The sequence below is a fragment of the Providencia sp. SP181 genome (genome assembly GCF_050446505.1).
Classification (GTDB): Bacteria; Pseudomonadota; Gammaproteobacteria; order Enterobacterales; family Enterobacteriaceae; genus Providencia; species Providencia vermicola.
In genome coordinates this window covers 138,254-163,296 of record NZ_JBBPXM010000004.1, presented here as the reverse complement: position 1 = coordinate 163,296, position 25,043 = coordinate 138,254, and the positions used below count along the sequence as shown (strand labels likewise).

The 25,043-nt window shown below is 38.2% G+C and carries 12 protein-coding genes; 11 read left to right on the top strand and 1 reads right to left on the bottom strand.

The genetic code is table 11. From position 1 onward, the window contains the following. Positions 1–29 precede the first annotated feature (29 nt). From msbA to kdsB, 5 genes are all read left to right on the top strand, one after another. On the top strand, positions 30–1,775 hold the full coding sequence (gene msbA, locus AABS66_RS08565; protein WP_206086643.1) for a lipid A ABC transporter ATP-binding protein/permease MsbA: 1,746 nt from the start codon (positions 30–32) through the stop codon (positions 1,773–1,775). Next, positions 1,772–2,770: a tetraacyldisaccharide 4'-kinase gene (gene lpxK, locus AABS66_RS08560; protein WP_206086644.1), complete on the top strand. Its 999-nt coding sequence runs from the start codon at positions 1,772–1,774 to the stop codon at positions 2,768–2,770. The genes msbA and lpxK overlap by 4 nt, the downstream gene beginning before the upstream one ends. 399 nt (positions 2,771–3,169) lie before the next feature. Next, the gene (locus AABS66_RS08555) at positions 3,170–3,385 is read left to right on the top strand and encodes a cold-shock protein (RefSeq protein ID WP_206086645.1); all 216 of its coding nucleotides are present in this window, start codon (positions 3,170–3,172) and stop codon (positions 3,383–3,385) included. Positions 3,386–3,521: 136 nt separating this feature from the next. Then, positions 3,522–3,701: a Trm112 family protein gene (locus tag AABS66_RS08550; protein WP_206086646.1), complete on the top strand. Its 180-nt coding sequence runs from the start codon at positions 3,522–3,524 to the stop codon at positions 3,699–3,701. A gap of 5 nt (positions 3,702–3,706) precedes the next feature. Continuing rightward, positions 3,707–4,453, top strand: coding sequence for a 3-deoxy-manno-octulosonate cytidylyltransferase (gene kdsB, locus AABS66_RS08545; protein WP_206086647.1), 747 nt, complete (start codon positions 3,707–3,709; stop codon positions 4,451–4,453). Positions 4,454–4,527: 74 nt separating this feature from the next. On the opposite strand, the gene elyC is transcribed toward kdsB, so the two are convergent. Next, on the bottom strand, positions 4,528–5,355 hold the full coding sequence (elyC, locus tag AABS66_RS08540) for an envelope biogenesis factor ElyC (RefSeq protein ID WP_206086648.1): 828 nt from the start codon (positions 5,353–5,355) through the stop codon (positions 4,528–4,530). Between the two features lie 338 nt (positions 5,356–5,693). Between elyC and cmoM the strand changes: the two genes are divergently transcribed. From cmoM to ldtD, 6 genes are all read left to right on the top strand, one after another. Continuing rightward, positions 5,694–6,482: a tRNA uridine 5-oxyacetic acid(34) methyltransferase CmoM gene (cmoM, locus tag AABS66_RS08535; protein ID WP_206086649.1), complete on the top strand. Its 789-nt coding sequence runs from the start codon at positions 5,694–5,696 to the stop codon at positions 6,480–6,482. Next, a complete protein-coding gene (gene mukF / locus AABS66_RS08530) occupies positions 6,479–7,804 on the top strand; it encodes a chromosome partition protein MukF (protein WP_206086650.1) in 1,326 nt (441 codons plus the stop codon). Before cmoM ends, mukF begins: the two co-directional genes overlap by 4 nt. Next, positions 7,785–8,510, top strand: a complete 726-nt coding sequence (mukE, locus tag AABS66_RS08525; RefSeq protein ID WP_272538756.1) for a chromosome partition protein MukE — start codon at positions 7,785–7,787, stop codon at positions 8,508–8,510. The genes mukF and mukE overlap by 20 nt, the downstream gene beginning before the upstream one ends. Next, positions 8,510–12,952, top strand: a complete 4,443-nt coding sequence (gene mukB / locus AABS66_RS08520; RefSeq protein WP_430224773.1) for a chromosome partition protein MukB — start codon at positions 8,510–8,512, stop codon at positions 12,950–12,952. Before mukE ends, mukB begins: the two co-directional genes overlap by 1 nt. Positions 12,953–13,502: 550 nt before the next feature. Further along, positions 13,503–22,475: a C80 family cysteine peptidase gene (locus tag AABS66_RS08515; RefSeq protein ID WP_430224772.1), complete on the top strand. Its 8,973-nt coding sequence runs from the start codon at positions 13,503–13,505 to the stop codon at positions 22,473–22,475. 486 nt (positions 22,476–22,961) lie between these two features. Beyond that, a complete protein-coding gene (gene ldtD / locus AABS66_RS08510; RefSeq protein WP_430224771.1) occupies positions 22,962–24,746 on the top strand; it encodes a L,D-transpeptidase in 1,785 nt (594 codons plus the stop codon). Positions 24,747–25,043 lie beyond the last annotated feature (297 nt).

The following is a 25,043-nucleotide window of genomic DNA, read 5'->3' as shown; positions in this document are numbered from 1 at the left end:
CGCTTACATTAAGTCTGGTAATTAAAAGTATGAATGATAAAGACCTTTCGACAAAACAAACTTTTCGCCGCTTATGGCCGATTATTGCGCCTTTTAAAGCGGGCTTAATTGTTGCAGCAATTGCTCTTATTATAAACGCTGCTGGCGATGCGTTTATGATTTCGTTATTAAAACCTTTATTGGATGAAGGTTTCGATAAAGCCGATAACGATGTATTAAAATGGCTCCCACTCGCCGTATTAGGTTTAATGGTTGTCCGTGGTGGTTCTAGTTTTGTCTCAACTTATTGTGTTTCTTGGGTTGCAGGTAAAGTTGTGATGAATATGCGCCGTAAACTTTTTGGCCATATGATGGGAATGCCAGTGAGTTTTTTCGACCAACAATCCACGGGAACGCTTTTATCTCGAATTACCTATGATTCAGAACAGGTTGCGTCTTCATCTTCAGGTGCATTAATTACAATTATCCGTGAAAGTGCTTATATCATCGGCTTATTTACGATGATGTTTTACTATAGCTGGCAATTATCACTCATTTTGATTGTTATCGCGCCTATCGTGTCCATTACTATCCGAATTGTTTCTAAGCGTTTTCGTAAGATCAGTAAAAATATGCAAACAGGTATGGGGCATGTCACTGCAAGTGCGGAACAAATGCTAAAAGGGCACAAAGAAGTTTTAATTTTTGGTGGTCAAAAAGTTGAAACTGAGCGTTTTTATAAAGTTAGTAATAATATGCGCCGCCAAAATATGAAGATGGTGACCGCGTCGGCAATTTCAGACCCCATTGTGCAGCTGATTGCCTCATTTGCCCTTGCATTCGTTTTGTATGCAGCAAGTTTTCCTGATATTCGCGATGAACTCACCTCTGGTACTATTGCCGTTGTTTTCTCATCTATGTTTGCATTGATGCGCCCGTTAAAATCATTAACGAACGTCAACGCGCAATTTCAGCGTGGAATGGCAGCTTGCCAAACGTTGTTTGCTATCTTAGATTCCGAACAAGAAAAAGATGAAGGGACTAAAGTTCTCAAGGATGTGAAGGGTAATATCAAATTTGAGAATGTAACTTTTACTTATGCAACAAAAGATCATCCTGCATTAGATGATATTTCTTTTACTTTGCCAGCAGGAAAATCCGTTGCGTTAGTTGGACGTTCAGGCTCTGGTAAATCGACAATTGCCAACCTAATCACGCGCTTTTATGACATTGATAAAGGTTCTATCCAAATTGATGGCCATGATATTCGTGATTACACACTGTCATCATTGCGTAGCCAAGTTGCTCTTGTATCGCAACATGTTTACCTTTTTAACGATACGATAGCGAACAATATTGCTTATGCAACGGATGGAAGCTATAGCCGTGAGCAAATTGAAAAAGCGGCTGAAATGGCTTATGCCATGGACTTTATTGCTAAGCTTGATAAAGGGTTAGATACCGTTATTGGTGAAAACGGTGTCATGCTTTCAGGTGGACAACGCCAGCGTATTGCAATTGCACGTGCTTTATTACGTGATGCACCAATTTTGATCCTTGATGAGGCGACATCAGCACTTGATACAGAATCAGAACGTGCAATCCAAGCTGCACTTGATGAGTTACAGAAAAATAGAACATCATTGGTAATAGCGCACCGGTTATCAACAATTGAAAATGCAGATGAAATTTTAGTTGTACAAGATGGTCATATCATTGAGCGTGGAACACATACATCGTTGCTAGCGCAAAATGGGGCTTATTCTCAATTACATAGTATTCAATTTAAACAATGATAGAACGTATTTGGTCCGGCAAATCATGGCTGTATGTATTACTATTGCCGTTATCTTTTCTTTATGGATTGATAGCAATAATACGCCATGCAGCTTATAAAGTCGGACTAAGTCGCTCTTGGAAAGCACCAATACCTGTGGTTGTGGTGGGAAACCTCACAGCTGGAGGTAATGGCAAAACGCCAGTGGTAATCTGGTTGGTTGAGTCGCTGGTAAAAGAAGGCTATCGAGTGGGGGTGGTGTCTCGTGGTTATGGTGGAAAAGCAGAGAGTTACCCACTTGTTCTTGATGAAAATACGCCAACAACAGCTGCTGGTGATGAGCCTGTTCTAATTTACCATCGTACTAAAGCCCCCGTTGCAGTAGCCCCTAAACGTAGTGATGCAGTCAAAGCACTTCTGGCCGTGCACGAATTGGATGTGGTCATCACTGATGATGGTTTGCAGCATTATGCATTGCAACGTGATTATGAAATCGTTGTGATTGATGGTCAGCGTCGTTTCGGTAATGGGTGGTGGCTACCTGCTGGGCCCATGAGAGAACGAGCGGGGCGTTTAAATAGTGTGAATGCATTAATTGTCAATGGTGGACAGCCAGAGGGGCGTGAAGTATTGATGACCCTAGAAGGTGACACTGCGGTTAATATTGTGACTTCAGAAAATCAGCCTGTTAACCAGCTTCAATCAGTAGTTGCAATGGCTGGAATTGGGCATCCGCCTCGTTTTTTTGCCTCTTTAGAGCATAAAGGGCTTACGTTGATGAATACCCACGCTTTTGCTGACCACCAAGATTATGAGCAAAAACAACTTGCTGCTCTTGTTAAACCTACCCAAAGCTTACTGATGACTGAAAAAGATGCCATTAAATGCCGCTCATTTGCACAGCCAAATTGGTGGTTTTTACCTGTAAAGGCGCAATTATCATCCAATGGTGAGCAAAAAATCCTAAGTGAAATAAAAAAACTTATCACAAATAACAAAAATGCTTGCCACTAACACTTCACTATGATAATAATATCGCCACTGTGATATAGGTCTAATTATTATGTATCTAGATACAATACAGTAATAATTGGATTTTATACTAGCTTAATTTCACGCTCCGTTCTTTAGTTAGTCTTCATATCCTCGCACATCAACGCTGTTAAATCGTTGTTACTTAGTTTTGTCATCATAATGTCAAAATAGACTGTTAACTTCACAGTAGATGCGTGGTGCCTGAAATCTACATTTGCGGGCGTTATAAAAGATGCACATTAATTTAGTGCATGAATTGGTAAAAGTTTAATTACTCTTTAATGTATTAATAGATCGGCAATATATAAATGGGAAGCAAGAAAGAGTAATGATACAAAAATAAAAAGGTATTGTTCTTAGAACAAAAGGAGTTTTAATATGAATTTTCAATTACATATGGGTCGAGTTAAATGGTTTGACGCAAAAGAAGGTTACGGTTTTATTTCACCTTTTAATGGTGGAGATGATGTATTTGTGACAACAAAATCAATTGCTAATAAAAAAATTAAATCATTGTTTGAAGGTCAAAACGTTGAGTTTTCCTTAACTCGTAGTTCCGATGGCATAACGGCTGCTGACGTTATTGCTTACTAAATAAAAACAGCACAATTTCTCCTGCTTTCATCCTCTCATCTTCGCAGGCGATCTTAATCAGAAAGATTAAAGTTAACGGTGATATCTGCATGTGATATCCTGACTCTAAGTGAGTCAAATCCATTCGGGAGAAAACATGGATCACCGTTTACTTGAAATCATTGCCTGCCCTGTTTGCCATGGCAAATTAAGTTACAACAAAGAACACCTCGAACTTATCTGTAAGTTTGATCATCTGGCCTATCCCATTCGAGATGGCATCCCCGTTTTACTCGAAAACGAAGCGCGCCAAGTCTCATTAGATGAAGGACAATAATCGCCATGTTTACGGTTATTATTCCTGCGCGTTATGCATCAACCCGTTTACCTGGCAAGCCGCTGGCTGATATCCATGGTAAACCGATGGTTGTTCGAGTGATGGAGCAAGCCATTAAATCAGGTGCAGACCGAGTGATTGTCGCAACAGACCACCAAGATGTGGCGAATGCGGTCATTGCTGCGGGTGGCGAAGCGTGTATGACTAACCCTGATCACCAATCAGGTACAGAAAGATTAGCTGAAGTTATTGATACATATGGCTTCTCTGATGATGAAATCATTGTGAATGTACAGGGTGATGAGCCGTTAATTCCGCCTGAAATTATTAGCCAAGTTGCTCATAACCTTCAAGGCAGTAAAGCGAATATGGGCACTCTAGCTGTACCAATTCATGATGCACATGAAGCTTTCAACCCAAATGCAGTGAAAGTGGTGACAGATCATGAAGGGTATGCATTGTACTTTTCCCGTGCAACGATCCCTTGGGATAGAGACAATTTTGCGAAAAACCATGATTCGATAGGTGATTTTTTCTTACGCCATATTGGTATCTATGCTTATCGTGCAGGCTTTATTCGCCGTTATATTCATTGGGAAGCGAGCCCGCTAGAGAAAATCGAAATGCTTGAGCAACTTAGAGTGCTTTGGTATGGCGAAAAAATTCATGTGGACGTTGCAAAAGTGACACCGGGGGCAGGTGTTGATACACCAGAAGACCTAGAGTTGGTGAGAAAACAATTCTTATCATAGGTATTTATTCGCTTTTACCAATGGCATGATGCGATAAAAAAGGCGTAACCTTAATGAGTTACGCCTTTTTGTTTTTATTCGGAAACAACTAACTCAGGTGTGCTGAGTGATTCTTCCAAGGCTTGAGTATTGTCAGGCTTTATATGCCACCAAATCGTGCCAATAAACTCGTACCAAGCTCGCTCGCTATGGCTGAAGTAATAGGATGAAGGAATATATTTTTCCCATGGATTAATACCACTGCTAATGGCTAATTGATTTGCAGGGGCTGGATAAGGCTGCATACCTCTATCGGTGAACATTGTAATAGCCCTTGGCAGATGGTTAGCGGATGTCACAAGTAAAAATGGCGCTTTACCAATGATTTTCTCAACCTCGTAAGCCTCTTCTTGTGTATCTTTGGGGTCAGTGAGTGGGATTGTATCTGACTCAGGAACACCCAATGACTGTGCTACGTTAGCTGCAACTTCGGCACTGCTCATCGTGCTGTTGGCTTTTCCGCCTGTGAATATCAGTTTGCTCCCAGGGTGTTTAAGATATAAACGCACGCCTTCGGTGACCCTTGGCAGGCTGTTATTTAATAAATTGGCGCTTGGGCTCCAATCAGGGTTATAGGTAAAACCACCGCCTAAGACTACGATGTACTTGATATCATTTGGTGGGTTTTCTGTGATTAATTCATAGCGTTTATTGTATTTACCCTCAATAGGGGCGAGCAAGCTATCTGAAACGGGTTGTAAACCAAGTAGCGCTATTAACACTAAGCTCGCGGTTGTTAAGCTTTTCCCCCATTTTTGCCAGCGAGTAAACCACAGTAAAAGCAGCCCGATAGCCCCAATGATGAGCAATAGTGGCAATGGCATCAAAAGTGAGCCAATGTACTTCTTTAAGAAAAATAACATAATCAAGCCTATATTTAGGGGACTAACCACTGCCAATACTCGGTATGAGTCTGGCAAATTTGCTACATAAGACAACGAAAATTAGCGTTAATAATGCCAAAATGAAATTCGCTGAGCAAAAAAAACTACTATGCAAAAATATAGCTATTATCTGTTATAATTTACGTTTCAATTGTCGCCAACATCTTGTGTGATAAGCACAATACTCAGTGATAATATTCATGATTAGATAAATTTTCATCAAAATATGGATGAAATTGGCTAATTTTGAATGTTTTTGCGACAAATTGACCCATAAATATGCTGTAAATGACGAATGATAGGCAACTGGATAGCACATGGCAGACCGCAACTTTGATGATATTGTCGATAAATTTGCAAAAAATATCTACGGAACGACCAAAGGCAAAATACGTGAAGCGGTGGTTTGGCAAGACTTAACTCAACTATTAGAGACCCAGTTTAAGGGAAAAACGCTACGGATCCTTGATGCAGGTGGCGGAGAAGGCCATTTTTCGCGCAAATTAGCGGCATTAGGTCATCAAATCATACTTTGCGATTTATCCGAAGAGATGTTGGAACGTGCTCGTGAGTTAGCCAAAGAAGAGGGAATTATTGGTAACATGCAGTTTGTCCATTGTGCAGTACAAGATATTGCACAATATGTTGATGAACCAGTTGACCTTGTTCTTTTTCACGCGGTTCTTGAATGGATTAGCGATCAAAAATATGCAATTGAACAGCTGGCAGATATAATCAGACCAGAAGGCGTATTTTCTGTCATGTTCTATAATGCAAATGGCTTGGTTATGCGTAATGCGATTTTAGGTAATTTTCATCTTGCAACACCGCATATCCAACGTCGGCGTAAACGTTCGTTGTCACCGCAAAAACCGCTATTTCCTCAGCAAGTTGATGAGTGGTTAGCAGAGTGTAAGATGGATATCTTAGGGAAAAGCGGTGTCCGGGTTTTCCATGATTATTTGCAAAGTCGGCAGTTACAGCAAAAAGATTTTCCTGCGTTGTTGGCGCTTGAACAACAATATTGCCGTGAGGAACCGTATATCAGCATGGGGCGCTACATTCATGTCATGGCACGCAAACAAATACAAAAGGACGATTTATGAGTGATTTTTCCCAGACCGTCCCTGAGCTCGTGTCTTGGGCACGAAAAAATGATTTTGCAATTTCACTTCCCGCTGAACGTTTAGCATTTTTACTTGCCGTTGCTGTACTGAATAGTGAGCGGGTGAATGGTGAGATGAGCGAAGTGGAATTGGTCGATGCCTTCCGTGAGGTTTGCAAAGGGTTTGAACAAACGACAGAGTCACTGGCGGTACGCGCAAATAATGCCATCAATGATATGGTACGCCAGAAAATATTTAACCGCTTTGCAAGTGATATTGTCGAAGGTAATGCAATTTATCGTTTGACACCATTAGGCATTGGTATTAGTGATTACTATATTCGCCAACGTGAATTTTCAACGTTACGGCTTTCGATGCAGCTTTCTATCGTTGCAGGGGAATTGCAACGTGCGGCAGAAGCTGCCGAAGAGGGCGGTGATGAGTTTTATTGGCATCGTTATGTTTTTGCTCCGCTAAAATATTCTGTAGCTGAAATCTTTGATAGCATTGATTTATCCCAGCGAATAATGGATGAGCAACAAAATTCCGTAAAAGAAGATATTGCAGCACTGCTAAACCAAGACTGGCAAGCGGCGATTGCCAACTGCGAACAATTATTGTCAGAAACCTCAGGAACTCTGAGAGAATTGCAAGATACGTTAGAGGCCGCAGGGGATAAACTACAAGCTAACTTGCTACGTATTCAAGAAGCGAACATGAATGCGCCTATATTTTCAGATATGGTTGATAGGTTAGTTTTTGATTTGCAAAATAAATTAGACCGTATTGTGAGCTGGGGGCAACAATCCATTGATCTTTGGATTGGCTATGATCGTCATGTTCATAAATTTATCCGTACTGCGATTGATATGGATAAAAATCGCATATTTTCTCAGCGGTTACGTCAATCCGTTCAACATTATCTCGACAGCCCTTGGGCACTCACTTACACCAATGCTGACCGATTATTCGACATGCGAGACGAAGAACTTGCCTTGCATGATGAAGAAGTCACAGGTGAGTTACCATCAGAACTGGAATTTGAAGAATTTAGCGAATTAAATGATAGGCTTGCAGAACTAATGGAAGCAGAACTCGCGTTCTATAAAACAGAGCAGCGTCCATTAGATGTTGGTCGTGTATTACATGATTACTTGCAGCAGTATCCGCAAAAACGTCATTTTGATGTGGCGCGAATTATTATTGATCAAGCTGTAAGATTAGGTATCGCAGAGGCTGATTTGGCGGGATTACCGGCAGAATGGCAAGCTATTAATGATCACGGAGCCAAGGTACAGGCACATGTCATCGACAAATATTGAACAATTTATGCCAGTTAAGCTGGCTCAAGCATTAGCTAACCCTATTTTTCCAGAGCTAGACAGCCAATTGCGTTCAGGTCGTCACATCAGCATTGATGACCTTGATAACCACGCATTTTTGATGGATTTTCAGGAAGCGTTAGAGCAATTTTACGCACGTTATAACGTTGAGTTAATCCGTGCGCCAGAAGGTTTTTTCTATCTGCGTCCTCGCTCAACCACATTAATCCCACGCTCCGTATTGTCTGAGTTGGATATGATGGTTGGGAAAATCCTTTGTTACCTCTATTTGAGTCCAGAGCGCTTAAGTAACCAAGGTATTTTTACCTCACAAGAGTTATTTGAGGAGCTGCTATCGCTGGCAGATGAAAGCAAATTATTGAAATTTGTTAATCAGCGCTCGACAGGGTCTGACCTTGATAAACAAAAATTGCAGGAAAAACTAAGAACCTCACTAAACCGTTTACGCCGTTTAGGCATGGTGCATTTTTTGCAAAATGATTCGAGTAAATTCATTATTAGCGAATCGGTTTTCCGTTTTGGTGCTGATGTGCGCAGTGGTGATAATCCGCAAGATGCCCAATTACGTATGATCCGTGATGGTGAAGCTATTTCCCTCGATGGTGAATTATCACTCAAAGACAGTGATGACGATGAAGTCGAAGATAGCCAAGACCCAGCAGAAAGTGATGAGGATGAAGAATAATGATTGAACGCGGAAAATTTCGCTCACTGACGCTGGTGAACTGGAACGGTTTTTTTGCTCGTACTTTTGACCTTGATGAGTTGGTGACTACACTCTCAGGGGGGAATGGTGCAGGTAAATCGACGACCATGGCGGCGTTTATTACCGCCATGATCCCTGATTTAACCTTGCTGCATTTTCGTAATACCACAGAGGCGGGTGCGACATCGGGTTCCCGTGATAAAGGCTTACACGGTAAATTACGTCCGGGTGTCTGTTATGCCATCTTGGATGTGCTGAACTCAAAACACCAGCGTGTCATGGTCGGGGTGCGCTTACAACAAGTCGCTGGGCGTGATAAAAAAGTCGATATTAAGCCATTTATGGTGCAAGGTGTGCCACTTGCCACTGTACCGACCGAAATTTTAACGGATGTGATTGATGGGCGTCAGGCCAAGGTTATTCCATTAAATGAGTTAAAAGAAAGACTTGAAGAGCAAGATGGCATTTTATTCAAGCAATTCAACTCGATAACTGATTACCACTCGATTCTGTTTGAATTAGGCGTATTGCCTAAACGCCTGCGTTCAGCAGGGGATCGTAGTAAATACTACCGTCTTATTGAAGCCTCGCTGTATGGCGGGATTTCAAGTGCAATCACGCGTTCATTACGTGACTATTTATTACCAGAAAACAGCGGAGTCCGTAAAGCGTTCCAAGACATGGAGGCTGCACTACGGGAAAACCGTTTAACCCTTGAAGCTATCCGCGTTACTCAATCAGACCGTGATTTATTCAAACATCTGATTAGCCAAGCCACAGACTATGTTTCTGCGGATTACATGCGCCACTCAAATGAACGACGCATTCACCTTGATGCGGCATTGGCGGCACGTAATGAACTCTACGCTAGCCGTAAACAACTCTGTGTTGAACAAGTTCGCAGTGTTGAAATGGCACGTGAATTAAATGAGCAAAATGGCTCGTCAACAGAGTTAGAGGCGGACTACCAAGCAGCAAGTGATCACTTAAACTTAGTGCAAGCAGCCCTTCGCCAGCAAGAGAAAATCGACCGTTATCAAGCTGATATCGAAGAGCTGACATATCGCCTTGAAGAACAAAGTGAAGTTGTTGCACAAGCGACAGAATCACAAGAGGAATTTGAAGCACGTGCTGAAGCGGCGGAAGTTGAGGTTGATGAATTAAAAAATCAGCTCGCCGATTACCAGCAAGCGCTTGATGTACAGCAAACGCGCGCCATTCAATATCAACAAGCACTGCATGCGCTGAATCGTGCACGTGACCTATGTCAATTACCTGAATTAACCATCGATAATGCAGATGAATGGTTAGACACGTTTGAGGCCCGGGAACAGCAAGCAACCGAAGCCTTATTGGCACTTGAACAAAAAATGAGTGTAGCAGATGCTGCACACAGCCAATTTGAGCAAGCCTATCAACTCGTTAAGAACATGGTGGGTGAGGTGAGTCGCAGTGATGCTTATCAACAAGCGCGTGCATTATTGCGTGATTGGTCATCCCAGCAACATTTAGCTGAGCGTGTTCAACCTTTACGTATGCAACTCTCTGAATTACAACAGCGTTTAAGTAGCCAGCAAAATGCAGAAAGGTTACTCGCTGAGTTTTGTAAACGCCAAGGACAGAGCTATGAGCCCGATGAGCTCGATGCCTTAATGGCAGAGCTTGAAGCTCAGCAAGAAGAATTAAGTGTTGGTGTAAATGAAAGTGGTGAACGACGCATGCAAATGCGCCAAGAGCTTGAACAAATTCGTCAGCGTATTGCTCAGCTTTCAGCGAAGGCTCCTGCGTGGATTGTTGCTCAAGAAGCGTTAACGCAACTGAACGAACAATCGAGCGAGGCATTCGATTCAAGTACCGCTGTTACTGAGTTTATGCAGCAATTGCTCGAACAAGAGCGCGAAATTACTGTTGAACGTGATGAAGTTGCAGCCCAGCGTCGCGATCTTGAAAAACAAATTGAGCGTTTAAGCCAGCCAAGTGGGGCAGAAGACAGCCGCATGTTAGCGCTGGCAGAGCGTTTCAATGGTGTTTTACTGTCTGAAATCTATGATGATATTACCATTGAAGATGCCGCTTATTTCTCAGCGCTATACGGCCCAGCTCGCCACGGTATCGTGGTACAAGACCTTGATGTGGTTCGTAGCCAGCTGGATTCACTACAAGATTGCCCAGATGATGTGTATTTCATTGAGGGAGACCCATCTTCTTTCGATGATAGCGTTTTTGATGCTCAAGAGTTTGAAAATGCCGTTTTAGTACGTTCATCTGAGCGCCAATGGCGTTATTCGCGCTACCCTGAATTGCCACTGTTTGGCCGTGCAGCGCGTGAAAGTCATTTAGAGTCGCTCACAGCAGAACGTGATGAACTCGCAGAGCGTTATGCGACACTCTCTTTTGATGTGCAAAAAATTCAGCGTGCACACCAAGCATTTAGTCGCTTCATTGGCCAACATATTTCCGTGGCGTTTGAAAGTGATCCTGAAGCTGAAATTCGGACATTAAATCAAAAGCGTACTGAACTTGAACGTGCATTAAGCCAATATGAAGAACAAACTTCGCAGCAACGCCAGCAGTTTACTCAAGGTAAAGAAAGCTTAGCTTCTTTGAATCGCCTCTTACCTCAAATGGGGTTACTGCTCGATGAAACCTTGGCGGATAGAGCGGAAGAAATTAGCGAAGAGCTGATTGAAGCAGAAGAAGCGGCACATTTCCTGAATAAACATGGACATGCGTTAGAAAAATTAGAGCCGATTGTGACAGTATTGCTCAGCGATCCTGAGCAGCACGACCAATTGCGTAAAGATTATGATACTGCAAAACACACACAGCAAAATGCGAAACAGCAAGCCTTTGCTGTGGTTGAAGTTGTCCAGCGCCGTGCTCACTTTAGTTACAGTGACTCGACAGGTATGGTCAATGAAAATGCCGACTTAAACGAAAAATTACGCCAACGTTTAGAACAAGCGGAAACAGAACGTACACGTGCTCGTGAGCAATTACGTCAGCACCAAGCTCAATCTGCTCAATATCACCAAGTTTTTGCTTCATTACGTAGCTCTTTTGAAACGAAGCAAGAAATGCTGAAAGAGCTAGAAGCTGAAATGCAGGAAATCGGTGTTAAAGCCGACCCAGATGCGCAAGAACGGGCTCGGATTCGTCGTGATGAATTACATCAACGAGTAATGGAAAATCGTAGTCGTATTAATCAGTTAGAAAAGCAGCTAACACTATGTGAAGCTGAAATGGATAACTTACAAAAACGTCTACGCAAACTCGAAAAAGATTATTACCAGCTGCGTGAGCAAGTCGTTTCGGCGAAAGCGGGTTGGTGTGCAGTAATGCGTTTGGTGAAAGATAACGGTGTTGAACGCCGCTTACACCGTCGTGAACTTGCATATACCGATGGTGACAGCCTGCGTTCAATGTCGGATAAGGCGCTAGGGGCCCTACGTCTAGCTGTGTCAGATAACGAGCATTTGCGTGATGTTTTACGTCTATCGGAAGACCCAAAACACCCAGAGCGTAAAATTCAGTTCTTTATTGCCGTTTATCAGCACCTACGTGAGCGTATTCGCCAAGATATCATTCGCACTGATGACCCGATTGATGCGATTGAACAAATGGAAATTGAGCTTGCACGTTTAACGGAAGAATTAACAGCACGTGAGCAAAAACTGGCCATTAGTTCGAAAAGTGTGGCGAATATTATCCGTAAAACAATTCAACGTGAGCAAAACCGCATCCGTATGCTTAACCAAGGGTTACAGGCTGTGGCATTTGGTCAGGTTAAAGGGGTACGTCTAAACGTCAATATTCGCGAAAGCCATGCACTGTTATTGAGCGTGCTATCGGAAGAAAGTGAGATGCACCAAGACTTATTTACTAGCCAACGTTTAACGTTCTCTGAAGCTATGGCAAAACTGTATCAGCGTCTGAACCCACAAGTGGATGTTGGGCAGCGTTTACCACAAACTATCGGGGAAGAGCTGTTAGATTATCGTAACTATTTAGAGTTAGATGTAGAGGTTAATCGTGGCTCAGATGGTTGGTTAAAAGCAGAAAGTGGTGCGTTATCAACAGGTGAAGCTATCGGAACAGGGATGTCAATTCTTGTGATGGTAGTACAAAGTTGGGAAGAAGAGTCACGGCGTTTACGAGCTAAAGATATTATTCCTTGCCGTTTATTATTCTTAGATGAGGCTGCACGCTTAGATGCTAAGTCAATAGCAACGCTATTTGAGCTGTGTGATAGGCTAGAGATGCAATTGATTATTGCAGCGCCGGAGAATATTAGTCCAGAAAAAGGGACAACCTATAAATTGGTTCGTAAAGTGATTGGTAATAATGAGCACGTACATGTTGTTGGTCTAAAAGGGTTTGGGCAAGAGACTCCTAATACAGTAACACCAGCATTACAGTAATTAGTTATCTAAATAAAATGAAGGCCGATATTTATTTTTAAATATCGGCCTTATTACATTTGATGAAAGCTATTTTTGATTATTTACAACTCCTTTTCCCTGTTGAATTAAATCACAAGTACCAAGTTATCTAATTTTTTTAATAATATACCAAAGTGCTAAATTTATTGGCAATTATTTAGATAGTTTCGAAATAGTATGAATAAAATCAATAAATCCTGGAGTTTGATATCTGGACATAAACCTATATCTAATTTAAGTCATAAATACAAGGTGAATCCTACCATATAAAATTAATTATTATTAATTTCATACATAAACTCAATTGAATCTATTGCCGATATAGTTGACTAAAAAATACTTCAATAAGTAGTGTTTATTTCAAACTGGTAATGTATTTATATTTAATATAAATATTGAACTCTATCCTATAATATTGTTTTTAATGTTAAATGGTTTAACTAATATGATTATTAATTGTAATATTGTTTTGCTAATTGTTTTATTTCAGCATTTTTGTTCATTTTAAATTATATGGGGATTTTTAATAATGGGTAATATTGTAGATGGTGTTGATTTCTCACAAACTCAATTTATTGAATATTTTACAAGTGATGAAAATAGGGGCATCTATTCGACTGTATTTAATGAATATGGTTTGGATTTTTCTAAATTGCCTGGATATTGTTATGGTTTTTCAAGTTCATTTTTGACATATGCTGCAAAAGATAATGGTGAAAAATTCTTGCGAATGTTGAATCATTTAAATTATGTGCTAACTAATAATGAACGCAAATCAGTACACTTGAATAAAATAAAACAAGATGCACTAAAAATACATGCGAAAGAGATATTAGATTATTACATGCTAGATGTCATAACGACCCAAAATTTTAATGAAAAAGGTATGTTATATAGCGATTATGTCGAAAATTTATTAGGTGTTGACCTTGTTACAAAAAAAAGAAACTTCATTGAATATGTAGAAGAAATTTTTGAATATAACCATCTTTTAGCATTGAATAAAAATATAGAAAATAGTGATTATTATGATTACTTAAACAATGGAATTAAAATTAAAACTAAAAAATATTGGGAGGCGTTACATGCAGAGCCATCATTTTTTGAAACAAATGATGGAAAGGCAGTTTTATCAGATCCACTATTCATAAAGTTAAAAAATAAATTTAACTCTAAACTAAAATTAATTGATGAAAATTTTAACCATTCAGATATAACCTTTTTTGTGGATGTAATAATCACAGATGTTCAAAGAGATCTTTATTTAGAGTTGGAAAGTTATAATAGAAAAAGAGGAATTGCAAACTCAAGGGAAAATATAAGCAATTATGGGAATCAAGGTTTATATGAAATTAAGTTAAGTGAATTAAGTTCTAGTTTGATGGAGCATACTCGTAATAGTAAAGAGCCCTTTTTATGCCATTTTTCATCAGAGCAACACTCAATGGCGATCAGTGTTAATTATGATTATGAAAATAAAAATTGGAAATATAGATTCTTTGATCCTAATGCGGGAATTTATATGGCCGATGAACATCAAGTATTTGTTGATTTTATAGAGCACTTTATCACTATGAATAAAGACAATTATAATTTTAGTTCATTTGAGAATGGTGAGCATAAAGTTTATATTTCTATAGTTGGAAATTCTGCAACTCAAAGTGATAGAGGAAAATTTAAAGGAATAGAAGCTAAAAGACTAAGGGACCTAGAAATAAAATTATTAATAGAAAGAAAAGAAATAATTGAAGATAATGAATTAAGTATAAAGCTAATTTATACAGGCTATAATGAACAAAAAAATATAATAGAAGCTCAAGTTACAGTTAATGGTAAGATAATTACTATTTTTTCAGATGTTATGGAATTTACTGATTTGTTCGATAAGTTGAAATCTAGCAAAGATTTATTAAAGACAATAGAGGGGGATATATTCATTTCTAAAAATGAATATAAAGTATATCGTGTTAACCACAGATTTAATATTAATGAAGATAAAAAAATTGAACAGTATATTGATAATAACAAGGTGATAGCTAAATTAGATACAGATTTCTTTGACACACATATTAATCATATGAAAGAGGATCGATTGCTTACCTTAGCTGGAGAACAATCAGCGAGTACCGAAAAAATTGACTCCTGGCTTGACCCATATGAAATATACCAAGCAGAGCGTGCTAAAGATGCTGATCCTGACAGGGCAAGAAAGCCCACTGAGTATAGTTATAATGTCATTGTTCAAATTGAAGGGGATGAGGTATCAAGTAAAGCGACTGCGCATGCTTTCTCTAAACACCCAGATAACTCAATGATTATTCAATATGACATAAAGTCTCGTCAATATAAAATAATTCATGGTGAAATTAACCGACTTAATTCAGATAGGGTCAGATGGATAACTGTTGGTCACGGTGGTTATATCGGTGGCGGTAAGCCAACTTTATATGGAAAGAATACACCTGAACAATTTGCGGAAGGAATGAGTTATTTACGTAAAAAAATATTAAATAGTCAAAGTCCAGATAAATTAGTGTTAATTGGTTGCAATTTAGGCCGAGGAGGAGTTAGTGAAAACTTTGCATTTGGTGTCACTGGAGCCCTCGCTGAAAAAGGCATGAAGATGCCTATTATTGCCTATAATCGAAAAGTAAGTGTTATTTATATGGGTAATAAGTTGATCGTGCCTGATGACACGGTATTAGACTCAATAACCACTAAACACTTCAAGCAAACCTATCAATTTGACCCGAAAATATTGGAAATTAACATTAATAATAAACTAGGAGCCGTCTATTTTATTGATGAGCTACGTCGCGGTGAAATAGATTTTAAACAGTTAATAGACAATGAAAATCATTTTATGTTTGAGGGGTTAGGTATGATTCCTGGGATAGATTCATTTGCTAGTTTTAGGGACGGTGACTCATATAATATAGACTTTAATTTGCTAAGAAAAGTAGCTTACAATCCAGAAGGTTATAAACAATTTATCGATGAGGTGGCAAAACATAAAGGGGAGCTGCCTGATGACTTTCATGCCTATTTTTCTAATAAATTGCGTAAGCTAGATACACCAATATGGGAAATGGTTGATGCGGACTATATAAAAAATAACCCTTTAAGAAATCGGGGGCAGGATGGTTCATTCATTACTGTCGTAATACGCTTGACAGGAGAATCTAAAGGGCTAGATATGGCGCAGAGGTTAGCAAGGTCAGAACCTGATAACGTCATGATTATTCAGGCAGACCCTAACCTAGAACAATGGGATATGAAGCAATGGAATTTAGAATATGGTTCGGTTTCTAATTTACAGAGCAAAGAAAAACCCGTTAGATGGGTTTTGATTGGTGACTCTGATATGGTTATCAAAACAAATAAAAAATTACACTCTTTATTAGCAAATATACGAGACGAATACCCGTTTATTAATCCTAAGCAAATTTTATTCCAAGGGATTGATACAACAATGGTTACTACGGCTGGAGATCACAAGCAGTTTACTAATGACTTATCAACGAAGCTTAAAGAGTTTGGTTTTGACTCGCAAGTAATCTCAAAATTAACATTCCAACCGGTATCTAAACCGATATCTCAGCCAGTAGCCACAAACCATATGCAGCCAGCGCTTACAGCCAATAATAATCATGAATATTTGAGCACATTACTTGAGAATATAGCACTTGAAAATACTGTAATCAAAGATATAAATATCACAGATCATCCTTATTTAGCTAATTACTTTACGGATTCTAATGGTCAGCTTGATATTAAAAAATTAAAAATTGCAATTTATGATCCTTTAGTTAGTCCTAAAGTAAACGAATATTTAAATCAAGCAAAAAACGAAGATTTAACGCAGTGGAATAGTCTATTTAAATCGAAGCCATTAGGTTCACTACAAGAGCAAGCAGGTAATATTAATAGAATATTAGTCTCTATTCAAAATGATCTATCGTACATTAATAAATTAAGCGAAGATTCTATTGAACAATTGAGGGTGTTATTCCCTGCTATTAATGGATTCGATAAAGGAAAAGTGCTCGCGTTATCGACTGACCGCAATGCCTTCATGTTACTAAGCCTTGATTTAAAAAATTTTAGTCAACTGAATCCTTATAATTTTGACTCAGAAGACGCTCCTTTAAAAGGGCTGTTATTGGACAAAGCCTTATCATTATATCAAGAAAATAATAGGCAGAGGCAGCAGCAATTTAATCAGTTAATAAATAATACGAAAAATAACTCCAATGGAAGTGAAGTTAATTTAATTAACCATGGAATGATTAGACAACATGGCTATTCAGAAAATCTAGACAAAAAGTTAGGGCTTACCTATGGTTTGGAATCATTATTAGGCGATATTGATTCAGCTCGAATTTTGATGAAAAGAAAAGCATTTTTAGAGCAGCAGCAAAACGAAGGCTTATTAAGCAATAGTGAAGAGGTGTTACTAAAGAAACTAGAACAGTATTCAAGCCATATTGATAGAGGATTGAGCGATACGGGTATTTTGGTGGAAGACCTACATCTGTCCAATATTTTAACGGCAGAGCTATCTGATGTAGAGCTGCGTAAGGGCGCAATATATTTATTAAAAGGAGAGTCGGCCACCTATACAGTAACATATAAACTTCAAGATGGTATTTATCAATATAGCTTATTTGATCCGAGCGGTATTCAAATTCAAGTTAAACAACAAAATAAAAGGCAAGCCAAGAGTGATTTTAGAAAAGTATTAACGAGCTATTTAAATGAGGAAATTTCTATTGAAAATGGGAAATGGGTATCACGGGCAAAGCATGCTGGCTTTATAGTTGACAGTAATGGTGAGCCAAGAGGAACGATCGTATTTATTGACCCTCTCTCTACTGATCTTAAAGAACGTATGAGCCTCTATAGTCAGCAACGAAACGATATTATTAATCATACAGATTTTAATGAACCTAAAAATAGTTGGATTAATATTAAAGGTGAAGACATATCGCTAGCTAAATTGCAGAATTTAGGGACTACAATTGATGGAAAAGCGATAACAGTTGAAGAGACTAGAAGTGAAGGTTGGTCAAATAAAATTCGTTTTAATGCGCAAAGCCTTGCAGCTGAATTAACTTTATTGAGCGGTAGCGACTCAGATCTCGCCTTTCTAAAAGCACTGAGTCTGCAATTAAATGATACCGATATAGCAGATATTGTAGAGTATGATGCAGACTTTCGCGATACTGCAATATTAAAAAAACAATTAAAATATCTAGCAAAATTTAAAGACGCTAATGGAATAAAGTTTACGCCAAAACATATCGAAAAATTAAGAGGATATGGCGTGAAATTACCTCCTTTTCAAAAATTCGGTAATCGACTTGGTCAGGTTATGGGCGGGGTAGGTATTGGGCAGACTTTAGTGAGCATTTATAGCATTATTGATAGGCTAAATAACCCTGATATTACAGAAGATGAATATGATGAGCTAAAAAAACAGTTATACATCACATGCGGTTCGGCATTAGCCAATTATGGTGACATGATTGTTCAACCAGTTCTATTGAAAATGGCTGGAAACAGTTCTTCGCTGGTAAGATCTCGTTTGGCGATGGGAGTACTTATTGTATTTAATTTAGTTGGGATGGGATTTGATGCATACCAAGCCTACGATAACTTATCGAAATTAGAAAGTGTCTCTGATCCAAAACAGCGAGAAGACTTAATCGTTAATGCCTCGCTTTCCATTGCTAGTTTTATTGTCAATGGCATTGTTATTATTAGTATTTTAGCAGCTTCTTCAACAATCCCCGTAGCTGGTTTAGTTATAGGTGCAATTTTAATGATTGGCGGATGGATCTATAATGGGATAAGGGCAGTTGAAAATATTAAAGAACAAATAGATATTAGTTGGGATCGTGAATTAGAAGAGGGGATCAGAGGCGCATTTGGTTTACCCCCGACGATTCGAACTCAACAAGAAATAATGAATAAAAACTATATAGCCTTATTCATGCATAATGAGTGGCTAGAGTCTTTAAATACATTTGAACAGCTTTTTGAGGATTTAGGTTTTAGTCATCACTTAAAAGTAATGGAAAAACCTATTACTGAGAATGAAGAAAGATTTTATTTAGTTGATGAAGATGATAACTATTTTGGAGGGCCTCTTGGTGATGTTCATCTTGGACACGGATTTTCAGAAATAAAATACCTTAAGCGGGGAGCTCCTACTTATAGTTGGAGAGAAGCGGATATATTACAAAGGAATTATCATTTACAGCTAAATGGCCATATTCGGGCGATAAGACCTGATGAAGACGCATCCCGTAAATATGTCAAGCAATTGAGTAAAGTGAAAGGCCTAAAACAAGTTGGCTCAGAACCGACAAGTGAGTGTTACTTTTTTAATGTGGGCTACAAGAACCCATTATTAGATAGATATAATGCTAAGCATGGAATTGAACAGCACTATTATCAAATTCCTTTTAAGCAGCAATTTAAACTATCAGCTCAAAAGCAAATGAATCTATATATTACAAAAGGGGGATACAGCCATTTTAAAGAAAGCATAACGCAGGTTTCTGATGATGCGCCTAATGGTATGACTATTGAGGGGGGAAATATTGATGAGATTACTTTGAGTTTAAATAATATTTTTTCAAAAGGTATTAGTATTGATACTGCTACTGGCGATGATGTCGTTATTGGTAAGAAAAATAAAATGAACGCATTTCAAATCTCTACAGGAGAAAAATATCTTGTAGGAGGAAATAAGACAGATTATTTTTATTTGAATGATAGTGACATTAACTCATTGAAATCGGCTGGAAATGAACCGACTAAATATTTAGATGGCCTTTTAGGTCAAGACACTCTAATGATGAGTGAGCCGATTTTTGGTTATAGCGTCCATGTTAATTTAAATGAGCATCGTGTGACTTATCGAAATGATAAAACAGGAGATACTATCAATGTTGCAAATATTGAAAATATTGAAAATATTATTTTATTCAATAAGTCTAATGATGAAGTTCATGGTGATGAACAACAAAATATTATTGATGTAGGAGCTGGAAAAGATAAAGCATATGGGTATGGCGGTAATGACCGGTTGATACTTGTGGAAGGTGAGGCTCATGGGGGGGATGGTGATGACAGTTATTATATTCGACGTTTTGATTGGACAAGACATGCCCCATATTTTTATCGGACACGTACAAAGTACAATCGAAAGAATAAAAATTTTGTAGATGTTCCCTATATAAACCCTGAGTACTTTAAGATAAATGAACATAAAAAAGTGTTCGTGTCTATAAATGAAGATAGCCAGTCAGTTAGCTCTATAGATATCGAATATACCTTAGATGAAATATCTGCTGTTTATATAGAAAATAATCATTTGTATATCAAGTTATCATTAGAGCCTGAAAATAAATTAGGCCATACATTTACTAATGTAAAAAGTGAAGTCACTATCGAATTAAGAAATGCTTATTCGACAACGGCAGATGGTAGAAAGTTACAACATAGTTATAATATAACCACTCGTGATGGGTTTACGTTTAATAGTGAGTTAAAAACATTTTCAAATGAAGAGGATAAATCTATAAAAAAAGATTTGTTCAGTATTACTTATCTTCAAGATAATGATCAATTATCCCATTCCATAAATGATAATATTTATATTAATGAACAATCAAAAGAGATAACCATTCGTGGTGTTACCAAGCCATTATCCCCTTCTTGGGGGCATTTCTACGCTGCTGGAAAAGCGAAAAATTTTCAATATCAAGGAACTGATGAAAATAATCAAGTACAAGGGATTAGTGAAGGTGCTTTTATTACAGTTAGCTTAGGTCAGGATGTCTACCAAATAATTCCAACACTTTACAAAAATGGGGAAGTTATTTTTGATTTTTCTGAGGTAAAAGACCGTTATAGCAAAGAAGATAAAATCGTTTTGTTATTACCTACCGAAAATGCTTATTCATTTACTTTAGATGGAAAAATATTGAGAGTCAAAGATAAGTTAAATGAAGAGAAATTTAGAATAAGATTTGAGAATTTTGATGAAAGTATGAGTGATTCAGTCATTATACAAGATAAGTACAGTAATATATTCAAGCTAAAATTACAGCAAGAAGGCGGTACGATAGATAATATTGAGCAGGTAACCAAGCGCATTAATGATAATTATATTGTTACTTTACCTGCAGGTTACCTTTCTAATAAACCTGTCATCGCTGGTGAGGATGGCGATGATATTATTACTGACAGAAGTATGATGGGGCGTGTTATTTTAGGCGGGCGAGGTGATGATACGATAAAGGTTTTTGGTGGAAATAATGTTCTTTTAGGCGGTGAAGGGGAAAATAGCCTTAGCGGAGGAGAGGGGCATGACTTTCTACTTTCTAGTCAGGGAAATGACATTCTAATGGGAGGGAAAGGAAACGATCATTATTTAATTGATGGTAGTTATGAGGGGATGGTTTTCATTGATGATACCGAAGGATATAACCATATCCACCTTGTTAATTTTAGTGGTGAAACACAAGAGGAAGCAGATGAGAATGGCAATGTGTATCGTAGATATCGCTCTGATTTTGATAAATATGTTATCGTGAAATTCAAATCTGAAGAAAGGAATACACCTCAAATTCATATCTATCCACAGTTGACACCAAAACTACAAAAGTTGATGGAATATAATTCAGAATCATTAATAGGTGAATTAACCAAAGAGCTATCGAACACAAATAAAAGTGGGCAATTATCTACTTGGAACCCTGTTGAAAAGTTACATGGTATATTGGAAGGTATTCAAAAACCAATATCACTGACACCTAGAAGTGAATATTTACTCCTTGATTCTACGAATTCTAAGGGAAATTGGCTAGTAAATACCTTGGAAGGTGATGATACTGTTAATGATAAAAGCGGTGATGGTCGTATTATTATGGGTGATGGCGGATTTAAGCGGTTTTCAGCCGATGGCGGAAATAATGTGCTATATGGTGGTAAAGGTGAAAGCTCATTGGTTGCTGGTAGCGGTGATGATGTCCTGATTTCACTATCTGGCGATGATGTGTTAAATGGGATGGAAGGGGACGACCTTTATGTTGTAAATGGATATGGAGAGGGACATGTGGCTATTTATGCTACGCAAGGAGAAAATAAAGTCATTTTGGTAGGTTTTGATGGTGGCAAGCTAATTGAAGATAAACGGTCGAATGGCATTGTAGAATCAACATTGACCTCAAATACTGGGCGAGTCGTAACTATCTATTATCGTAACCATGAATACTCAGATAGCGATAGTGTGTCCGTAGAGTTTTATAAAGATAATAAAGATCTATGGAAAAATCATAGCGAATTAGTTGTCGATAGATTACTTCAAGTATTGGCGAGCAGTCGGGAAAAATATGAGAATAACCTAGATATGGCTTTGCCTGTACATGAACAAAGTAACTGGGCTCCTACCACTTATGTTGAGTCCTACTTAGCGAAAACATTTTAAGGTAGTGAAGGTAAAATAACCCTATAACTTTTATAAAAACGCTCAAGTCAATAGATTGAAATGAGCGTTTTTTTATTATGGTATCAGTCAATTTAAGTCCCATCATATGGGATTATGATTTAATAACTTGAGTGTACACCACTTGGTAAAATTATTGTTTAATTAATTTGAATAAAACAAGGTTTTTCAAACATATTTCCTCCTAATAAAAACCATTTTTTTTATATGGGAATTAGCTATTAAAGAAAGCTCTCAGTAAAGCTTTTAATTAAAATAAAATTCATCTATGTTTAAAGCGTAAAGTAGTCGGTTAGCCTGTTAAAAATGAAAATAATTCTTTTTATCATTTAATGATGACCTATCGATGTCTATCTGAAAAACAGAAAATTAGTCTATTCCTATAACATTACGGTTAAAATTAAATACAATAAAGCTGCAACTATAATAAAAACTATTTTTATCCATGTAGTAACTTAAGGTGGATGTATGGCAAAGAGAAGAGTGAAAGCTCTGCAAGTTTCAGTAATATGTGGGTTAATGGCATTCCAGTTTCCTGCATTTTCCAGTGATGAAAATACGCAGCAAAGTGTAACCGAAGCTTCACAGCCACAAGTTGTTGAAGTAAAAGAGACTTTAACGGTTACACCAACAGAGAGTATGGCAAAAATAGTGGCTTCACTTCCAGCTGATGTGAAACCCGTTTTTGCAGCGCAACTCGCTAAATTATATGCCGATAAGCAAATGAAACTTTTATGGCAAGATGAAACAGCGATTAGTCAATTTCAACAGCAAATAGCGGAACTTTCACTTTCTGGGGTTCAACCTCAGTTTGCGCAATGGCTATCCTTATTGGAAAATAACCAGCTTAGTGAGTTTGGTCGTGATGTGATTCTATCAGATGCGATGCTTGGTTATCTTCAATATCTCTCTTCTATTGAATCCAGTGGGCAATATTGGTTATATACGAATCGACCTTACAAAATCATTGCGCCTACAGCTGCACAAATAAAACCTTGGTTAGATGCTGTTGATTCTCAACGTCTAACTGAGTGGGTTAAAGCTCAAGCACCTAACCATCCAATGTATCAGCCGATGCGCAAAGAAATGCTTAAATTGCTGGCACAACCTGAAGATGAGTTAGAAATAACGAGTACGAAGACACTCAAACCAGGGCAATCCAGTGATGATGTGCTTGTATTACGTAAAATTTTACAGCGTGAAGGTTTGTTAGCCGATAGCATGACAGAAGATGTGGTTGAAACTGAAGCGCCTGAAACGTTAGCGCAAGTTGCAGAGCAAGCAACTGAACAGCCGACGGAAGTTGCTGTTACAGAGTCTGCAAAACCAACGAGAACAGCTTCGAAAGTTTATGATCAAGAACTGGTCAATGCCGTTAAAAAATTTCAATTACAGTATGGTTTAGAAGCCGATGGTGTGATTGGTAAAGGCACGCGGGTTTGGCTGAATATGAAGCCTGCGCAAAAAGCAGGATTGATGGCGTTGAATATTCAACGTTTGCGTATTATTCCTGCAAGTAGTGGCACTGGGATTTTGGTGAATATTCCAGGCTATTCGTTAGATTTCTATTTAAATGATGAAGTTATCCTAGATTCTAAAGTGATTGTGGGCCGTGCGGATCGCAAAACGCCAATTATGAGTAGCGCATTAAATAATGTGGTAATCAACCCGCCTTGGAGTGTGCCAACCAGTATGGCGCGTAAAGATATTGCACCAAGAGGAAAACAAGATCCAAGTTATTTTAGCCGTAAAGGGTATACTGTTTATTCAGGTTGGGGGGCAGATTCCTATGAAATTAACCCTTACTCAATCGATTGGGATAACATCACTCCAGCAAATTTCCCATACCGTATTAGACAAGCGCCAGGTCCAACCAATTCATTAGGGCGCTATAAATTCAATATGCCAAGTTCCGATGCCATTTACTTGCATGATACGCCAAACCATAGCTTATTTAACCGTAATGCGCGTGCGATAAGTTCAGGTTGTGTACGTGTCAATAAAGCGAGTGAGCTAGCCAGCATTTTACTTGGTGATGCAGGGTGGGAACAAAAACGTATTGATGGCGCATTGAAAGAAGGGTCAACACGTTACGTCAATATACCAGACAGAATTCCTGTGTATCTTTATTACCAAACAGCTTGGGTTGATAAAGACCAACAACCGCAATACCGTGCTGATATTTATCAATATGATAATGGTATTGATAATGTAGATACCTATCTGCCATTATTGAAAAAAGTCATGCTGTAATAATTAGATAATTAACGAAAAAATAGAGGTGGAAACGCCTCTTTTTTCACTAATTCTGTTTAATTCCGAATAATTCCATTGTTGATGTACAATTTATGATTATCATTAAGCTAAATTATTGATGTCGTGCTGTTCAGGAATCTATTACAACAGATTTAACGTAATAATACGGTTAAGACGCAGAATTTAGTGATATGACTCTATTTTTGACGAATATAGCAATAAATTTGACTTAAATTATGCATATCTTTACATAATTATACATTAAAACTGAGTGTGATTTGCTAGACTCAATAG